17 protein-coding genes are annotated in these 18,487 nt (G+C 62.8%); all 17 read left to right on the forward strand.

All coding sequences use genetic code 11. The features are described 5' to 3' along the window. The first annotated feature begins 4 nt into the window (after positions 1-4). The 17 genes from panD (at position 5) to H7B90_RS02305 (ending at position 18,411) form a co-directional block, all read left to right on the forward strand. On the forward strand, positions 5-388 hold the full coding sequence (gene panD, locus H7B90_RS02225; RefSeq protein ID WP_185134234.1) for an aspartate 1-decarboxylase: 384 nt from the start codon (positions 5-7) through the stop codon (positions 386-388). Positions 389-455: 67 nt separating this feature from the next. Next, the gene (locus tag H7B90_RS02230; RefSeq protein WP_185134235.1) at positions 456-1,109 is read left to right on the forward strand and encodes a tetratricopeptide repeat protein; all 654 of its coding nucleotides are present in this window, start codon (positions 456-458) and stop codon (positions 1,107-1,109) included. A 47-nt stretch (positions 1,110-1,156) separates the two neighbouring features. Further along, a complete protein-coding gene (locus tag H7B90_RS02235) occupies positions 1,157-4,090 on the forward strand; it encodes an ATP-dependent DNA helicase DinG, 3'-5' exoribonuclease type (RefSeq protein WP_185134236.1) in 2,934 nt (977 codons plus the stop codon). Beyond that, on the forward strand, positions 4,087-4,764 hold the full coding sequence (locus H7B90_RS02240; RefSeq protein WP_185134237.1) for a redox-sensing transcriptional repressor Rex: 678 nt from the start codon (positions 4,087-4,089) through the stop codon (positions 4,762-4,764). The genes H7B90_RS02235 and H7B90_RS02240 overlap by 4 nt, the downstream gene beginning before the upstream one ends. Next, positions 4,745-6,049, forward strand: a complete 1,305-nt coding sequence (locus tag H7B90_RS02245) for an amidohydrolase (protein WP_185134238.1) — start codon at positions 4,745-4,747, stop codon at positions 6,047-6,049. The genes H7B90_RS02240 and H7B90_RS02245 overlap by 20 nt, the downstream gene beginning before the upstream one ends. After that, complete coding sequence (locus tag H7B90_RS02250) at positions 6,046-6,573, forward strand: cell wall elongation regulator TseB-like domain-containing protein (RefSeq protein ID WP_185134239.1); 528 nt, start codon at positions 6,046-6,048, stop codon at positions 6,571-6,573. Before H7B90_RS02245 ends, H7B90_RS02250 begins: the two co-directional genes overlap by 4 nt. 234 nt (positions 6,574-6,807) lie before the next feature. Next, positions 6,808-7,341 (forward strand): hypothetical protein, encoded by a 534-nt coding sequence (locus H7B90_RS02255; protein WP_185134240.1) that lies wholly within the window; start codon positions 6,808-6,810, stop codon positions 7,339-7,341. Next, the gene (locus H7B90_RS02260) at positions 7,334-8,833 is read left to right on the forward strand and encodes an AAA family ATPase (RefSeq protein WP_185134241.1); all 1,500 of its coding nucleotides are present in this window, start codon (positions 7,334-7,336) and stop codon (positions 8,831-8,833) included. Before H7B90_RS02255 ends, H7B90_RS02260 begins: the two co-directional genes overlap by 8 nt. A gap of 249 nt (positions 8,834-9,082) precedes the next feature. Then, positions 9,083-9,646: an RNA polymerase sigma factor gene (locus H7B90_RS02265; RefSeq protein ID WP_246578466.1), complete on the forward strand. Its 564-nt coding sequence runs from the start codon at positions 9,083-9,085 to the stop codon at positions 9,644-9,646. Further along, positions 9,630-10,898 (forward strand): hypothetical protein, encoded by a 1,269-nt coding sequence (locus tag H7B90_RS02270; protein ID WP_185134242.1) that lies wholly within the window; start codon positions 9,630-9,632, stop codon positions 10,896-10,898. The genes H7B90_RS02265 and H7B90_RS02270 overlap by 17 nt, the downstream gene beginning before the upstream one ends. Positions 10,899-11,214: 316 nt before the next feature. Continuing rightward, positions 11,215-12,288, forward strand: a complete 1,074-nt coding sequence (gene serC, locus H7B90_RS02275; RefSeq protein WP_260410667.1) for a 3-phosphoserine/phosphohydroxythreonine transaminase — start codon at positions 11,215-11,217, stop codon at positions 12,286-12,288. 117 nt (positions 12,289-12,405) lie between these two features. After that, positions 12,406-13,278 (forward strand): 3-hydroxyacyl-CoA dehydrogenase family protein, encoded by an 873-nt coding sequence (locus tag H7B90_RS02280; protein ID WP_185134244.1) that lies wholly within the window; start codon positions 12,406-12,408, stop codon positions 13,276-13,278. Beyond that, positions 13,275-14,501 carry an acetate/propionate family kinase gene (locus H7B90_RS02285; protein ID WP_185134245.1) on the forward strand — a complete coding sequence of 409 codons (1,227 nt, stop codon included), beginning with the start codon at positions 13,275-13,277 and terminating at the stop codon, positions 14,499-14,501. The genes H7B90_RS02280 and H7B90_RS02285 overlap by 4 nt, the downstream gene beginning before the upstream one ends. A gap of 165 nt (positions 14,502-14,666) precedes the next feature. Next, the gene (gene asnS, locus H7B90_RS02290) at positions 14,667-15,968 is read left to right on the forward strand and encodes an asparagine--tRNA ligase (protein ID WP_185134246.1); all 1,302 of its coding nucleotides are present in this window, start codon (positions 14,667-14,669) and stop codon (positions 15,966-15,968) included. Between the two features lie 36 nt (positions 15,969-16,004). Further along, entirely contained in the window at positions 16,005-16,724 is a 720-nt protein-coding gene (locus H7B90_RS02295; protein WP_185134247.1) for a DnaD domain-containing protein, read from the forward strand. 194 nt (positions 16,725-16,918) lie between these two features. Continuing rightward, positions 16,919-17,818 (forward strand): dipicolinate synthase subunit DpsA, encoded by a 900-nt coding sequence (gene dpsA, locus H7B90_RS02300; protein ID WP_185134248.1) that lies wholly within the window; start codon positions 16,919-16,921, stop codon positions 17,816-17,818. Continuing rightward, positions 17,815-18,411 carry a dipicolinate synthase subunit B gene (locus H7B90_RS02305; protein WP_185134249.1) on the forward strand — a complete coding sequence of 199 codons (597 nt, stop codon included), beginning with the start codon at positions 17,815-17,817 and terminating at the stop codon, positions 18,409-18,411. Before dpsA ends, H7B90_RS02305 begins: the two co-directional genes overlap by 4 nt. Positions 18,412-18,487: the final 76 nt, after the last annotated feature.

Consider the following 18,487-nt stretch of genomic DNA (forward strand, 5'->3'; position numbering starts at 1 on the left):
CCCTATGTTCCGCCAAATGATGAAATCCAAAATTCACCGGGCCACGGTGACCGAAGCCAACTTGAATTACGTAGGCAGCATTACGATCGACCAGGATCTGATGGAGGCCGTCGACATCCTGCCCGACGAGAAGGTTCAGATCGTCAACAACAATAACGGAGCCCGCTTCGAGACGTACGCGATTCCGGGTCCTCGCGGCTCCGGGGTCATCTGCCTCAACGGAGCGGCGGCCCGGCTCGTTCAGCCGGGCGACGTGGTCATCATCATCGCCTACGGCTACATGACCGACGAGGAAGCGCGCAGCCATCATCCGAAGGTGGCGATCATGGACGAACGCAACCGCGTGTCCCGATTGATGGCGGAAGAGCCGCATTCGACCGCGTTGTAACGCGTATGAAACCCCCCCGCGAAACGCAGAATGACCATACAGCCGAACGCGCGAGGGGGATGCGGAAATGATCGAGCAGTGGTTTGACGCCATGAACGATACGCTGGACGAATTGCTTAGCCGTTATCCGAAAGCCTCCGACCAAGAAAAAAAGGACCTGACCGAGCAATGGAACGTGTTAAAATCGATAAGTGATGATATCATTGAAGCATGGCTTCGATTCGAAGACAAAATGGCCTTATTCCGGACATTGACGCAAGAACATGATATCGCCGCCCAAGCGCACGATTATTCCGACGTTCTGATGGGACCTTACGTCAAGGGCCAGGGCTACTTCAAGCTCCAGATGTTCCGCGACGCCGCCGGCCAATTCGAGGAGACGCTCCGGCTCGAGCCCGAGCTGAACGTGGCCCGCTTATTTCTAGCCATGTGCCGGATGCACTTGGGCCACTTCCCGGAAGCGCAGCGGCACTTCCAATTGATCGCAGCCCTGGCGGACGAAGCCAAGCTGAGGGCCATCGCCTACAACGCGCTCGGATGCATTCAGGCGGTAGGGGCGAACCTGAAGCTGGCCGAGAGCTACTTCCGCCAAGCGGCCGAGACCGATCCGACGTTAGAGGATCCGAAGCGCAACCTCGAATCGTGCCGATCCCTCTCCGCGAAGGGGCCGCTTAAGCTTCAATTCGGAAGCTCGGAGATGCAGACGCTCGTCATGACGTAAGGATCGCTTTTCGATACAGGTTGGATGGCCAGGAAAGGAAGACAGGCATGAAATTCGCCGTGCTCGATTTTGAAACGACGGGAACTTCTCCCGAACAAGATGAGATTATTCAAGCGGGACTGGCTCTCGTCGACGAGACGGGAGCCGTTCTCGCGACTTACGCTTCGCTCGTGAAGCCGCTGAAGCCGATTCCCGATTGGATCGCGAAGCTGACCGGCATCGACGACGAAGCGGTGAAGGACGCGCCCGCGATCGATGACGTCATCGCCGAATTGGTCCCGTATCTGCAGGATGCCGTGCTCGTCGCCCACAACGTCGAGTTCGACGCCGCGTTCCTGCAGGCCGCGCTGGACCGGTGCGGCTATTTGCCGTTCGCGGGAAGAATGCTCGACACGGTGGAGCTGGCTCGGATCGCCTATCCGTCGATGCCGTCCTACCGCCTGTCGTCCCTGACGCACGGGCTCGGCGTCGTCCACGACCGGCCGCACCAGGCGGACAGCGACGCGGTAGCGACCGCCGAGGTGTTCGCCCATTGCGTTCGCCGGCTGCGGGAGCTTCCGCTTCTGACGATTCAGCGGCTCTCCAGCCTGTTCCACCCCGATACCAACGATCTCGGTTGGCTGCTCGCCGATCTGGCGGCTTGGCGGGAAGCTCATCCGCCGCTCGCCTCGGAGCAGGAAGACTACCAATTCTACCGTCAATTCGCCATGAAGATCGGCGATTGGACGGAAGAAGAAGCCGAAGACGGGAAGGACGAAGAAGCCGAAGCGCCGGCGAAGCTTCTGGCCGAGAAGACGTTCCCCGAATTCGTCGAGTCGGTTCGCGCGCGGCTGAAGGAGATGCTTCCTTCCTTCGAGCCCCGGGAAGGGCAGGAGATCATGTACGGCGAAGTGCTCGAAGCGCTGGACAAGGACTCGCACCTGCTCGTGGAAGCCGGCACCGGCACGGGCAAGTCGCTCGGCTACCTGCTTCCCTCCCTCTATTATGGATTAAAGGAATCCAAAAAAATCGTCGTCACGACCCATACGATCCAGCTTCAAGAGCAGCTTCGCCAGAGAGACTTGCCTCTGCTGCGCGAAGCGCTCCCCGTTCCCTTCAAGGCGGCGGTGTTCAAGGGACGGAACAACTACCTGTGCCTGCGCAAATTCGAGCAGCAGCAGCTCGTCCCGGAGATGGCTCTCTCCCGGGACGAAGCCGTGACGCGCGGACAGATGGCCGTCTGGCTGACCGAGACCGAGCGGGGAGAGGCGGAGGAGCTCAACCTGAGCGGCCGCTCCAAGGACGAGTGGAACGCCGTCGCGAGCGACGCCGATTCGTGCTTGAACCGCCAATGCCCGTGGTTCCGCAAGTGCTTCTACCACAGAGCCCGCCAGGACGCCAACAAGGCGGATCTGATCATTACGAACCATGCCATGGTGTTCACCGACATGCGGGCGGACAATCGCTTGCTGCCTTCCTACGACCGCTTGATCGTCGACGAGGCCCATCATCTGGAAGAAGTGGCGAGCAACCACCTCGGCCAGAAGACGGGGTATTCCACGCTGCTCAACCCTTTGACGCGCCTGTGGAAGGACGCACGCAACGGCCAGCTGCCGCACTTGATCGGCCTGGTGGCCGCTTCGGGAGACGAGATGGCGCAGGCGTGGGCCGAGAAGCTGGACGAAGCGGTCGGAACGGTTCACGAGATCCGGGAATCGTGGGAACGCTGGATGGAGCGCTTGTTCGCGCTGCTCGCATCGGAGGCCGCCGCGGACGAGAGCGGCAGCCTGACGCTTCGGCTCAAGCCGAACCAGCTTCCCGCGGGGTGGGACGATACCCTCGTCGACGGCCATAATACGATCCAGCTGCTGAGCGATCTGCTGCGTCCTCTGGACAAGATCGTCGGAGACATCCGGGAGAGGCTGGACGAGCTCGCGATTCAGAGCTTGATCACGGATATGAACGGCAGTTTGAAGGATCTGGCGTCCGTCCGCGCGGAGCTGCAGGCGTTCGTCACTCTCGGCAACCCGGACTTCGTCTACTGGCTGGAAGGGCATTCCCAATATCGTTCCCGCTCGCTCTGGCTGTACGGAGTGCCGGCGGACGTCAGCAACCTGCTCAGAGAGGGCATGTTCGAGCGCAAGTCGAGCGTCGTGCTCACATCGGCCACGCTGACGGTGGACAAGAAGTTCGAATTCGTCAAGGAGCAGCTCGGCCTGGGCGCGTCCGAACGGGAAGGACGCCTGCGAACCGCGCTGCTGCCGTCGCCGTTCAACTACCGCGAGCAGGCGCTCGTGCTCATCCCGCGGGACTTCCCGAACATCCGGGGGCGAGACGGCGATCCGCAATTCATGCAGGCGCTCACGAAGTCGCTGGCGGAAGTCGCGGAAGCGACGGGCGGCCGCATGCTCGTGCTGTTCACTTCGTACCGCATGCTTAGGTCCGTGTACGCCCCGCTCAAGGAGGCGCTCGGCCCGAGCGGCATCGACGTGATGGGCCAAGGCGTCGACGGCGGCAGCCGCAGCCGCCTCACCCGGCAGTTCATGGAGCGGCCGGCTTCGGTGCTTCTCGGCACGAGCAGCTTCTGGGAAGGCGTCGACCTTCCCGGCGACGCGCTCACTTGTCTTGCGATCGTACGCTTGCCGTTCCAGCCGCCGAATCATCCGGTTATCGAAGCGAAGTCCGAGAAGCTTCAGGCGGAGAAGAAGAACCCGTTCATGAAGCTGTCGCTGCCGCAAGCGGTCATCCGCTTCAAGCAGGGCTTCGGCCGGCTCGTCCGCACGGCCACCGACAAGGGGATCGTCATCCTGTACGATACCCGCGTGCTGGATACGAGCTACGGCAAGTACTTTCTCTATTCGCTGCCGGGACCGAAGATGGAGCATCTTCCGAACGCCGGACTCGTCCCCCGCGTGACCGAGTGGCTGCGCGGCCAAGGGGCGCAAGAACCGCGAGACGAGACCGCGGTCGCGGCGGCGACGCAGGAAGGAGAAGGCGAATGACGAAGCAGGTCAAAATATCCGAGGCGGTCGTTCGCCGGCTGCCGGTTTACTTGCGTTATCTGAACGAGCTGAGCCTCAGCGGGGTGCAGACGGTATCCTCGCAGGACCTCGGCGAGAAGCTCGACCTGAACCCGGCGCAGATCCGCAAGGATCTCGCCTACTTCGGGGATTTCGGCCGGAAGGGCGTCGGCTACAACGTCAGCTACCTGATCGAGAAGATCCGCCAGATTCTGAAGCTGGACCGGCCGCTGCACGTCGCCCTCGTCGGCACGGGGAATCTTGGCCGGGCGCTCTGCAACTACAACATGTATTTGAAGGAAAACATGAAGATTATCGCCGTGTTCGACGCCGATCCGTCCAAGGTCGGGACGGTGATCAACAATTTGACCGTCCAGCCGACGGAAGAGCTCGGCGCCACGGTCGCGGAGAAGGACATCTCCATCGGGATCATCACGGTGCCCGCGGCCGAAGCCCAGAACGTGGCGGACCGGTTCGTCGCGGCGGGCATCCGCGGCATTCTGAACTTCGCGCCGACGGTGCTGCGGGCTCCCGAGGGCGTGCGCATCCATCAGACCGATTTTACGGCGGACTTGTTGAGCTTGGCTTATTATATGAATAACGATAACGAGGATACGACGAGAGGAACAGTGGACGATGAACCGATGGCTGATTGAGAACGGAACGCTCGTAACGATGGACCCGGCGGCGCCGATCGTGCACGGCTGGCTCGCCGTGGAGGGTTCCGCGATCGCCGGGATGGGAGCGGGAGAAGCCCCGGAGGAAGAGAAGCGCAAGGCGCGGGAGACCGTGAACGGCAAAGGGCTGCTGTTCCTACCGGGTCTCGTCAACACGCACGGGCACGCGGCCATGTCGCTGCTTCGGGGACTCGCGGACGATCTGGCTCTGCAGGATTGGCTCGAGAATCACATGTGGCCGATGGAAGCGAAGTTTACCGGCGACGACGTCTATTGGGGGTCGTCCCTCGCCGCCGCCGAGATGATCTTGAGCGGAACGACGACGTTCGTCGACATGTACGACCATATGGACCGCGTCGCCCAAGTCGTCGAGGCGTCGGGGCTTCGGGCGAGCCTGACGCGCGGCGTCATCGGCTTGTGCCCTCCCGACGTGCAGACGGCCAAGCTGAACGACGCCATCCAGTTCGCGCGGGATTGGCACGGCAAGGCGGACGGGCGCATTCAAGCGATGATGTCGCCGCACGCGCCGTACACGTGCCCGCCGGATTACATCGAGCGCATCGTGGCGGCCGCGCACGAGCTCGGGCTGCCGCTGCATACGCACATGTCGGAGTCGGCCGCGGAAGTGGCGCAGAACGTCAAGGATTACGGCGTTCGCCCGGTCGAGCATCTGGACCGTCTCGGCTTGTTCTCCCGCCCGGCGCTCGTCGCCCACGCGGTCCATCTGACGGACGAGGAGATCGCCTTGCTGGCGGAGCGGGGCGTCGCCGTCTCGCATAACCCGGTGAGCAACCTGAAGCTGGCGAGCGGAGTGGCGAGAGTGCCGGACCTGCTGCGGGCGGGCGTAACCGTCTCGCTCGGCACCGACAGCGCGGCGAGCAACAACAACCTCGACCTGTTCGAGGAGATTCGCCTCGCGGCCCTGCTGCACAAAGGCGTCTCGGGCGACCCGACCGCCGTTCCGGCAGCCGAAGCGCTGCGGATGGGAACGGTATACGGGGCGAAGTCGATCGGCCTGGAAGGCCAAGTCGGCATGCTGAAGCCCGGCATGAAGGCGGACCTGATCGCCGTCTCGATCGCGAAGCCTCACTTCGTGCCCGCAACCGATTACGTCTCGCACCTCGTCTACGCCGCCAGCGGCGCGGACGTCGCCCACGTCTGGGTCGACGGCAAGCAGCTGCTTCGCGACCGCGAGCTGCTCACCCTGGATATCGAGCGCATCCGCTTCGAAGCCCAGCGCTCGTTCGAGAGGCTGAGGGGATGAGCCTGAGCCGCAGCGAGAACCGGAAGAGGGCGCCCCTCATGACGCCCGGACGCTGGATCCTGCTTATCGCCGGCTTCCTGCTGTTCGCCGCCGTCTCGTTCGCGCTGTACGTCCGGTCCGCGGACGCGGATTATCGGAACGAGGAGATCCATGCGATCAAGCGGGCCAAGCAGGAGGCGGGCCTGAAGTCGGCTTCGGAAGCGTACAAGCACGTCTGGGAAGAGACGGTATGGGTCGTCATAGGCAAAGACGCGGAGGGCGTCAAGTGGTTCGTCTGGGAGAAGCAGGACGGAATCGTGAAGGAGAGGGAAGACGCCGGGGAATCGAAGGACGAGATCGCGGACCGCTTCCGCGTCGAGCATCCCGGCAATAAGATCGTCCGGCTTATGCCCGGCTGGTTCCAGGGCCGGCCGGCGTGGGAGATCCGCTACGTCGCCGATCCGTCGAACGGGCGGCAGGCGATCGACTTCTATTCGTTCCAGGACGGCTCGAAGCTGAAGACGTACGATCTTCCGGGCAAGTAGGAGACGGATGCCGGCAACGGGCCCGGTCCATCCATTCGATAACGATAAGCCAGATTCCGAGAACGCCGCAAGGCGTTTTTCTTTTTGGCCGCGCATCCGCGCCGAACCGCCGGAATGGCACGACTGCCAACCATTAGCTGACGATTTATCTATCAAGAAGTGATATACTCGTTGATGTACTCGGTTTGACCAACTTTATCTTTCGCCAATGAAAATAAAAGGAGGGCATACGCCTTGAAATTGCGAATATGGCCTGTTGCGATAACAGCCGCGTTGTCTGCGGCAATCCTGTTCGGAGGCTGGTATGCCTACGGACATTACGGAATCGAGAAGCCGCTCGACCGGGTCGCCGAAGCGATTCCGGGAGTCGAGTCGGCCGAGACGAACAGCACCGTAGGCGGCGTCGAGCTCGCGGTGAAGCTGTCGCCGGACGCGGATCTCGCCGCGATCTACCGGCAAGTGCAGGAGCAAGGCTCCAAGACGATCGGCGGCAAGAAGCTGAACCTGGTCGTGAACGAGCCTTCGGACCCGACTCTCGAGAAGGCTTGGGGACAAGCGCTCTTCGACGTCGCCGAAGCGATGGACCATCGCCGTTATTCCGAGATCCGGGACGCGATGGACAAGCTGACGAAGGCGAATCCGGGACTGACGGCGACGACGGAGATGGACGATTCCAACGTCTACATCCGCCTGCGTTCGGGCGACGCCGTCAAATCCGTCATTCTTCCTCGGGTGCCCGAGAAGCTGGGGGTGTGGCCGAATGCGTAAGCTCGGACAATACGGCAAAGAGATCGCGATCGGCTTCGTCCCCGTGCTTCTCGTCTTCCTGATCTTCGCCGGCGTTCCGGCGCTCCCGCTTCTGATGGGAGTCTGCCTGACGGCCGGCTTGCTTCTGCTCGCCCGGGCGAGGGGAGGGCTTGCGGTCGGCGCTGCCGCGAAGAAGGCGCCGGCCCGCTCCCCGCAGTATCTGACGTTCGAAGATATCGGAGGCCAGGAGCAGGCGAAGCGCGAGCTGACGGAAGCCCTTGAATTCCTGGTCCAAAGAGACAAGCTGTCCAAGCTGGGCATCCGCCCGCTTAAGGGCATTCTGCTGACCGGGCCTCCGGGCACCGGCAAGACGCTGCTGGCCAAGGCGGCCGCGCAGCACACGAATTCCGTCTTCGCGGCGGCTTCGGGCAGCGAATTCGTCGAGATGTACGTCGGCGTCGGCGCCGGCCGCATCCGCGACCTGTTCCAGCAGGCGCGCCGCCAGGCGATCAAGGAGAAGAAGGACTGCGCGATCATCTTCATCGACGAGATCGACGGCATCGGCGGCAAGCGCGACGGCGGACAGCACCGCGAGTACGACCAGACGCTGAACCAGCTGCTGACCGAGATGGACGGCATCCAGGGCGACGAGCATCCGCGCGTGCTTCTGATCGCGGCGACGAACCGCAAGGAGCTGCTCGACTCGGCCCTGCTGCGGCCGGGCCGGTTCGACCGCCATATCCAGGTCGACCTGCCGGACAAGACGGGCCGCGAGCATATTCTGGAGCTTCACGCCCGGAACAAGCCGCTCGCGGAAGACGTCTCCCTGGCGAAGATCGCCGACGAGACGTTCGGCTTCTCGGGCGCCCAGCTCGAGAGCGTCATGAACGAAGCGGCGATCTACGCGATGCGCGAAGAGAACGAGACGATCAGCGCCGCGAACCTGGCCCAGGCGATCGACAAGGTCATGATGGGCGAGCGGATGGACCGGGAGACGACCCGCGAGGAGCGGGAGCGCGTCGCCATCCACGAGCTCGGGCACGCCATCATGGCCGAGACCGTCCGGCCGGGCAGCGTCGCGCAGGTGTCGCTGACGCCTCGCGGCCAGGCGCTCGGCTACGTCCGCCATCACCCGAGCCAAGACCGTTACCTGTACACGAAGACGTTCCTCGAGGAGCAAATCATGGTGGCCCTCGGCGGAGCCGTAGCGGAGGAGCTGAATTACGGCGGCCGGAGCACGGGCTCCCGGGGCGACTTCGACCAGGCGACGAACATCGTCCGCTCGATCATCGAATCCGGCATGTCGGACCTCGGCATCGTTCACCCCGAGGCGCTGACGGCCGAGCAGTGGTCGAAGGAGAACGCCCGGATTCTGAACGATCTGACGGAGAGAACGCGGGAGCTGCTGGGCCGCCGCCTGGACACGTTCCAGAGGCTGCTCGCCGTTCTGGTCCAAGAGGAGACGCTGTCGGGAGAGAGACTTCGCGAGGAATTGAACCGTACCGCCGCTTGATTCGGCACCTATCGGGCGCTTTCGGACTTTCGGGTCCGGGAGCGCCTTTTCGTCGATGGCGAACCCGCTCGAAATCTTAAACTTTTCCTCAACAATTCCCGTCTTTCTTTAGGAGTATTTAAAGGAAATAAACGAGCAATTGTGGTAGCATAAAAAGAGGTCAATCGATCCGGAACCCCTCTATCGGGGAATTCCGGTTTTTCTTTGAACCGAACGGGCGTCATGTTCGTCAAATAAGAGGTGAACGGTTTGAATTCCGAGGCGAATTTCGATTATTTGAGATATATGACCGATCATGAGGACAAGAAGGCGCTGCTCGGCGAGCTCATGACGGTTTACGGCAAGGAAGTTTGGAATTATGCTTATAGCATTACCCGCAAGTGGGATATGGCGGACGATATCGCCCAGGAAGTGTTCATCAAGGTATACAAGAACCTTCACAGCTTCCGCAGCGACGCCTCCGTCAAGACGTGGCTTCTTACGATCACCCGCAATACGGCCATCGACTTCCAGCGCTCCGCGTTTATCCGGAAGGTCACCTTGACCGATTGGGTCGGAGAGACCGGCGAGCGCCGGTCGGTCGAGCAGGACGTGATCGAGAACCAGGCGGTGAACGAGATGTGGAATCTCGTGCTGAAGCTGCCGGTCAAGTATCGGGAGGTTCTTATCCTATACGCTCATAACCAGTTATCGCTGAAGGAGATAGCGGACATGCTCGGAGTGACGGAAGGCACGGTCAAGTCGAGAATGTTCCACGCCCGCAAGAAACTATCGAAGATGAAGGAGCGGATGGAGTATGGATCCGACCGATAAGGAACTGAAGGAGCAGCTCTCGCAAGGACCGCTCGTTCGGAACGGGTTCGACGACCGCCTGCGCAAACGTATCGAAGACAGCCTGGACCGGCCGCGCAGCCGGTTCGGACGGACGACCCGCGTCCGCTGGAGTACCGCCGGAGCCGCCGCGCTTCTGCTGATCTTCGCGCTGGCCGGCATCTGGCATTGGGCTCCCGGAAGCGGGGGGACGAATCCGATGGGCTCGCACGCGAGCCTCGCGGGCCCCTCCGAGTCCAAGGCGGTCCCGGGCTCGGAGGAGAACGAGGAGCTTCGCTCGGCGCTGCTGCTCGGGCTGCGCAAGGACGTGACCGTACCGGACGGACAGATCGTCAGCACGTACCGGACCGTTCTCGTCGCCCCGCAGGACGGGAAGCTCGCCGTCGCGGCCCAAGGTCCCGGCATCGTCATGCCGTATAAGCAGACGTTCTGGAAGATCGAATCGACCGCCGACGACGGGAGCACGGAGTCCCAGAGCCTGATCGCCTACCAGGCGTACGGAAGCAAGGCGCTGACCGAGAGACCGGCGTCCACCGTCGCCAACCCGCGCGAGGGACTCGCGACCGAGAGAATCTTGTACGTCGGCAAGGAGTACGTGTCGGTCGCTCAGGAGGTCGACGCCAAGGGCGTGCCGGGCGAATACCGCTTCGTCAAGACGATCAAGCAGCTGGCCGCCTCCGCGGGAACCGACTTCGACGCCCGGACGGAGCCTCACGTCGATCTCGAGACCGTCCTGAAGGATGAGGCCGTCGCGAGCAGCGAGCCGACGGCGAACGTCGACCTGTGGAGCGACGCGTCCGCGGTGACGATCTCGAGCGGCAGGACGGAGCAGTGGGCGATCGTCCGCAAGCCGGGTCAATGGACCGGCGTTACGTACGCCCAATCGGCGGAGCTGGGAGCCCTCGACGTGAATACGGAGAAGGAAGTTCCCGTGACGATGCCGAACGCGGTCGTGCCGGAAGACCGGCTGCTGCTCGATTGGGACCAGATCCGCAAGATCGAGCCGTCGGCCACCGACGCGTATATGTTCCAGGAGCTGCTGGCCGCGGTCGTCGACCGGGAGATCAGGATCTATCCCTACAAGCAGAAGAACGGCCTGAACAATCCGCTGTCGCTCGAATTGGAGCCGAACGAATCCATCATTATGGTGGAGTGGGCGCTCAACCAGTCGGAGACGAAGAATTACGCCGATCAGTGGCGGACGAAGGTCGCCGCCATCCTCGGCCAATCGTAACGGAGAATCGCTCTTGCCGTTCGCGGCGGGGCGTGGTATTCTAACGTTAATTTCATCCCGACATCATGCCGATGAAGAGCATCCAACTCGGAGGCGTTCCCGTCAAGCCGCCGATCCCGCGCCATGCGGATCGCCGGTCGAAGTCAACCGGCCCCGCCCGTTACCGCGGAACCAAGAGGATCGGCCCTTGCGGCCGGTCAAGTTGGGTGGCACCGCGAGCGAACGCTCCTCGTCCCAATCGGACGCGGAGCGTTTTTTTGTATTTTTGGCGATAACCGAATGAACGAAGGAGATGGGGACGATAGAGACGCGCAAGATGAACTTCAATCCGGGACCGGCCGCGCTGCCGCTCGAAGTGCTGGAGGAGGCGAGGGACAGTCTCGTCTCGCACGGCAAGCTGGGCATGTCGATCATGGAGGCCTCCCACCGCAGTCCCGCCGTCGAGGAGTTGTTCCGGGAGACGGAGAGACGGCTGCTCTCGCTGGCGGAAGCGCCGGCGGGCTATCGGGTACTCTTCATGGGGGGAGGCGCGAGCGCTCAATTCGCCCTCGTTCCGATGAACCTGCTGCCGCGCGGGGGCTTCGCCGCCTATGCGTTGACCGGAAGCTTCGCCGAGAAGGCGTACGAGGAAGCGGCCCGGGTCGGCCGGGCCGAGATCGCGTTCAGCTCGAAGGAATCGGGCTGGCGGCGAGCCCCCGTTCCGGAAGAAGTCCGGTCGACGCCGGGGGCGGCCTACCTTCACGTTACGGTAAACAATACGATCGAAGGCTCGCAATGGAACGGCCTTCCCGTGACGGGCGGCGCGCCGCTCGTCGGCGACGTCACGAGCTGCCTGCTCGGCAGGCGGCTGGATCTGTCGAAGTTCTCGCTCGTCTACGCGGGAGCGCAGAAGAATCTCGGACCGGCCGGCGTGACGGCGGTCATTGCGAAGGAATCGATCCTGGCCGATGCCGGAGAGGGGCTGCCCCTTATTTTCCGCTACGCCACGTACTTGAAGAACGATTCCCTCTATAACACGCCGCCGGTGCATTCGGTGTATATGATGAATCTCGTGCTCCGCTGGACCGAGAGGCAGGGGGGCGTCGCCGCGCTGGAGACGGCCAACGCCGCCAAGGCGAAGCGGCTGTACGACGCGATCGACCGAAGCGGGGGCTTCTACGAAGGAGCGGTGGAGGAAGCCGCCCGGTCTATGATGAACGTCATATGGCGGATCGCCGATCGAAAGCTGGAGAATCGCTTCCTTGCGATGGCGGAAGAGAACGGGTTCGAAGGCTTGGCGGGACACCGGAGCGTAGGCGGGATGCGGGCTTCCCTGTACAACGCGGTGTCCCCGGAGAGCTGCGGCGCGCTCGCCGAATTCATGAACGAATTCGCGCGCTTGCACGGCTGATCCCCCTCGCATTCTTCATATTATCGTCGATTTTAAGGCCGATACCGGGTATGTTAAAATGAAGGGGATTAAACCGAGAGATATCGCACCGCAGGACGGGCAGTGGAGGGAATCCGGATGTTTCGCAGCATTGGGGTAGTCGGAGGAGGCACCATGGGGCAGAGCATCGCCGAGATGCTCGCCGTCAAGGGGCTGGACGTGCATTTGACGGAGAAGACGCCGGATCGGCTGTCGGCGGCGCTGCAGGCGATCGAGACGAGCCTGGACCGCCAGATCGAGAAGTGGGCCATCACGTTGGCCGAGAAGAAGCTCATTCTGAACCGAATCCATACCGCTCCTTCCTTGGAGCATCTCGCGCAATGCGATCTCGTCATCGAGACGATCAGCGAGGATCTGGACAGCAAGCAGTCGGTGTTCGCCCAATTGGACGCGATCCTGCCGCAGGAGACGGTCATCGCGAGCAATACGTCGACGCTCAGCTTGACGGAGCTGGCGGGGGCGACCCGCCATCCGGAGAGGGTCATCGGCATGCACTTCGTCTATCCCGCGATTCGGATCGACGTCGTCGAGATCATTCGCGGCCTGCAGACGTCCGACGAGACGTTCCGCGCGACGAAGGACTTCATCGAGCAGGTGCTCGCCAAGAAGGGCGTCATGGTATACGAGTCGCCGGGCTTCGTCACGACGCGATTGATCTGCCTGCTCATCAACGAAGCGCTGCATCTGCTCGAGGAAGGGGTCGCTTCCGCGGAGGATATCGACGCTTCGATGCGCATCGGCTATTCGTTCCAGCACGGCCCGCTCGAGATGGCCGACCGCTTCGGCCTCGATTCGGTGCTCGCGGCGCTGGAGCGGATGTTCCGCGAATACGGGGAGCTTAAGTACCGTCCGTCCATCTTGCTGAAGAAGAAGGTACGAGCCGGCCAGCTCGGCGTCAAGACGGGCATCGGATTTTTCGGCTACGACAAGGACGGTGAACGCGTCTCATGAACGTGCTGGTCATCAACGCGGGAAGCTCGTCGCTCAAGTATCAGCTCTATGACATGAACAACGAATCGGTGCTGGCCAAGGGGCGCGTCGAACGAATCGGCATGGAGTCTTCCATTCTGACGCACGAGGTCGAGGGCCAGGCGGAGGTTCGGGAAGTAAGCGAGATTCTCGAGCATACGACCGCCGTGCGCAAGGTGCTCGACATGCTGACGCACCGCAAGTTCGGCGTTCTCCGCAACATCGAGGACATCCAGGCCGTCGGCCATCGGATCGTGCACGGAGGGGAGTCGTTCCGGGAGTCGGTGCTGATCGACGACGAGGTCAAGCTGGAGATTCGCAAGCTGTTCGACCTGGCGCCTCTTCACAATCCGGCCCACATGATGGGCATTACGGCGGTCGAAGCGAACCTGCCCGGCGTGCCGCAGGCGGTCGTCTTCGACACGGCGTTTCATCAATCGATGCCGCCGTCCTCGTACCTGTACGCGATCCCGACCGTACTGTACCGCAAGCACAAGATCCGGCGGTACGGCTTCCACGGCACCTCGCACGACTACGTCAGCAAGCAGGCGGCCGAGTTCCTCGGCCGGCCGCTGGATTCGCTCAAGATCGTCAGCTGCCATATCGGCAACGGGGCGAGCTGCACGGCGATTCTGAACGGCAAGTCGTACGACACGTCCATGGGGATGACGCCGCTCGAAGGGCTGATGATGGGAACGAGAAGCGGCGACCTGGACCCGGCGATCGTCCCGTACACGATCAATAAGGAAGATTTGACGCTGAACGAAGTCAATTCGATGCTCAACAAGCACAGCGGGCTGATGGCCGTCTCCGGCATCAGCAGCGACATGCGCGAAGTCGTCCAGGCGATGGAAGAGGGCAGCGATTCGGCCCGCCTCGCGTTCGAGATGTACGCGTACCGCATTCGCAAGTACGTCGGCGCTTACGCGGCGGCGATGAACGGCATCGACGTCCTGCTGTTCACGGCAGGGGTCGGGGAGAATTCCGCCGTGCTGCGCAAGCGGGTCTGCGAGGGGCTGACGTTCCTCGGCATCGACCTGGACGAGAACCGCAACGAGGTCCGCTCCGGCGAGACGCGGCGGATCTCGGCGGACAGGTCCAGGGTGGAGGTGCTCGTCGTGCCGACGAACGAGGAGCTGCTTATCGCGCGGGACACGTACCGGCTCGCGCGGAATCGGGCCTTGACCGACACGCTCGGAGATTGAAGGCACGGCAGACCGGCTAGCTCGGGAAGCTTGGGAAGCTCGGGAAGCTCGGGAAGCACAGGAAGTTCGACAAGTTCGACAAGCCGGCCGGTACGACAAGTACGGCGAGCTCGCAAGTTGGCTGGAGTTACGTCGACAGCAGCGCAATTGCAAAGGAGGATGGCCATGGCATCGGAGACGAGGACCGATATCGCGGGCGCGGGAGCGCACGCGGGCAAGGCGGTAACGATCGGCTGCTGGCTCGCCCGCAAGCGTTCCAGCGGGAAGATCCAGTTCCTGCAGCTAAGGGACGGAACCGGCTTCATCCAAGGCGTGTTGGCGAAGGACGAAGCCGCGCCGGACGTCTGGGAAGCCGCCGGCAAGCTGACGCAGGAATCTTCTCTGTACGTCACGGGCGTCGTCCGGGAAGAGCCCCGCAGCCCTTCCGGCTTCGAGATCGCGGTGACGGGCATCGATATCTTGCAGATCGCGAAGGATTACCCGATCACGCCGAAGGAGCACGGCGTCGACTTCCTGATGGACCATCGGCACCTGTGGCTCCGTGCCCCGCGGCAGAGGGCGATTCTGCGGATCCGGGCGGAGATCATTGCCGCGGTCCAGAGGTTCTTCGACGAGCGGGGCTTCACGCGGGTCGATCCGCCGATTCTGACCCCGTCCGCCGCCGAAGGGACGACCAACCTGTTCCATACGAAGTACTTCGACGAGGACGCCTATCTGACCCAGAGCGGGCAGCTGTACATGGAAGCCGCCGCGATGGCGCTCGGGAAGGTGTACTCGTTCGGACCGACGTTCCGGGCGGAGAAGTCGAAGACGCGGCGCCACCTGATCGAGTTCTGGATGATCGAGCCGGAGATGGCGTTCGTCGAGCACGAGGAGAGCTTGCGGGTAGAGGAGCAGTTCGTCTCCTACGTCGTCGCTCAAGTGCTCGAACGCTGCCGGCCGGAGCTGGCGACGCTCGGCAGGGACGTCGCCGCGCTCGAACGGGTGAAGCCTCCGTTCCCGCGGATCAGCTACGACGAGGCGATCGGGTTGCTGAAGGAAGCGGGGATGGAGCTGCCTTGGGGCGAAGACTTCGGAGCGCCGCACGAGACGGCGATCGCGGAGAAGTTCGACCGCCCCGTGTTCATCACCCGATATCCGACGGCGATCAAGGCCTTCTATATGAAGCCGGATCCGGAGCGGCCGGAGGTCGTCCTGTGCGCGGACCTGATCGCGCCCGAGGGCTACGGCGAGATCATCGGCGGCTCGCAGCGCATCGACGATCCCGGGCTGCTGGAGGCCCGCTTCGCGGAGCACACGCTGCCGAAGGAAGCGTACGAATGGTACCTGGATTTGCGGCGTTACGGCTCGGTGCCCCATTCCGGGTTCGGCCTGGGCCTGGAGCGAACGGTGGCCTGGATCTGCGGGCTGGACCACGTCCGGGAGACGATCCCGTTCCCGCGGATGCTGTACCGGCTGTATCCGTAATTCCGTTCCGGAAGCGTAAGAGAGGAGAGGATGGACATGTTTGACCGCAACGCCGTCGCCAGGGGATTGGCGGAGGCTTACATGGACGGGGCGGTCAGCTTGCCCTACGCCTTGCTGCGCAGCTACCGGGCGCTGAAGCTGACCGATACCGAATGCATGCTCGTCATCCAGCTGCTGGCGTTCCGCCAGCTGGAGCAGAACGAGTTCCCGACGATGGAGCAGCTTCAGGAGAGGCTCGGCTGCTCCCCGGCTGTCGTCGGGCAAGCGATGCAGAAGCTCGTCAAGAACGGCTTCGTCTCCATCGACGAAGCGTTCGATCCGATCACGGGGGTGCAGTCGGAGCGCTACAACGTCTCCGGCCTGTTCCAGAAGATCGCGGCGCTGCTGGCGGCGGAGGAGGTGCCGATCCGCAGCGGGGCGAGGGCGGACGCCTTCGGCCGCGAAGGGCCGGCGATTCCGGTTCCGGCCGCGGCGGCAGGAGGGCTCGCCGCGGCGCCCGCCCTGCCGAACCTCTACTCCGTGTTCGAGCAAGAATTCGGAAGGCCGCTCACTCCGATGGAATGCGAGACCATCGCGGGATGGCTCGACGCGGACGGATATCCCGAGGAGCTGATCCTGTTCGCTCTGAAGGAATCCGTCTTCGCCGGCAAGCTGCACTTCCGCTACATCGACCGCATCCTGCTGGAATGGAGCCGCAACCGCGTGCAGAACGTCGACGAGGCGCGCGCCCATGCCCAGAAGTTCCGCGGCCGCTGACCGCGGCCCTGATAGCCCGATTCATCCGAAGCCTTCGTCCCGTCCGGTGTCCCGGACCGGGGCGAAGGCTTCCGTTCGCTTCGAGGGCATCGTCCTCTTCCGCGGCGAAGGCGGGAATCGTTCATCCCGCACCCGAAGCTAGGCGGCTGCATAAGATGTGCTATGCGACTCGATGCCGAAGGGAGGGATGCGTCATGCTTACCGGCGTGCAGGTCGTTCTCGCGGGCGGCGACGCCCGGCAATTGGAGGTTATCCGAAGGCTGACCGAGATGGACGCGTCGGTTACGATCGTCGGGTTCGATCGTCTCGATACGCCGTTCTCCGGGGTGGTGAGAGGGGAATGGACGCCCGACGTGCTTCGCCAGGCCGACGCCTTGGTGCTGCCCCCGGTCGGAACGGAGGATGACGGCAGCATCGCCGCCATCTTCACGGAAGAGGAGATGAAGCTGACCGACGATTATTTGGCGGCGCTGCCCAAAACGAGCAAAATTTATTGCGGCATGGCGAAGCCGTATTTGCGCGAAATGGCCGACAAGCATCATCTCGGACTCGTGGAGCTGTTCGAGAGAGACGACGTGGCCATCTACAATTCGATACCGACCGCCGAAGGCGCGGTCATGATGGCGATCCAGAACACCGATATTACGATCCACGGCTCCAATTGCATGGTTCTCGGGCTCGGCCGGACCGGCTTGACGCTGGCCCGGACGCTGCAAGGATTGGGAGCGTCCGTCAAGGCGGGAGTGAGGCGCGAGGAGACGTTCGCGCGCGCTTACGAGATGGGATTCGAGCCTTTCTACATGCCCGATTTGGCGCGTCAGACGGGGAATATCGACTTGCTTTTTAATACGATTCCGAATATGATAGTCACAGCACAAGTGATCGCGGGACTCCCCCTGCGCGCGGTAATAATCGACCTGGCATCGAGGCCGGGCGGCACCGACTTTCGATTCGCGGAGAAGCGCGGAATCAAGGCGATGCTCGCTCCCGGGCTTCCCGGAATCGTCGCCCCGAAGACGGCAGGTCGGATCATCGCGGGCGGTCTCATCCAGATGCTTCTGGAAGACAACCGACAACGGGGGAATGCGACATGAATTGGCAAGGAGTCACCGTCGGCTACGCGTTATCCGGCTCTCATTGCACGCTGCCGGAAGTGTTGCCGCAGATCAAGAGATTCACGGACGCGGGCGCCAACGTCATCCCGATCGTCAGCCCTTCGATCATGACGACGGACACCCGCTTCGGAACGTCCGAGCATTGGCAGAAGGAGCTTCGGGCGCTGACGGGGAACGAGCTCATCAGCACGATCGTGGACGCCGAGCCGCTCGGGCCGTCCAAGAAGCTGGACGTTCTGACCATCGCTCCTTGCACCGGGAATACGACGAGCCGGCTGGCCAACGCGATTACGGACAGCCCCGTGCTGATGGCCGCCAAGGCGCAGATGCGCAACGGAAGGCCGCTCGTTCTGGCGATCTCCACGAACGACGGGCTCGGGCTGAACGCCGCCAATATCGCCAAGCTGCTCGTGGCGAAGAACATCTACTTCGTCCCGTTCGGCCAGGACAATCCGGAAGGCAAGCCGAATTCGCTCGTGGCGAGAATGGATCTGGTCATGGAGGCGTGCGAAGCCGCCCTGCAGGGCAAGCAGCTGCAGCCTATGCTCATAGAGCGTTACTTATACGCTTGAGTTCTTTTGTACCGCCGACCCGGGATTTGGGGGTCTCTTCCCTATGCCTTCCCGCGGCTGCCGAACCCGGGCGACG

Origin of the sequence: Cohnella xylanilytica (genome assembly GCF_014212175.1) — a bacterium.
Lineage (GTDB): Bacteria > Bacillota > Bacilli > Paenibacillales > Paenibacillaceae > Cohnella > Cohnella xylanilytica.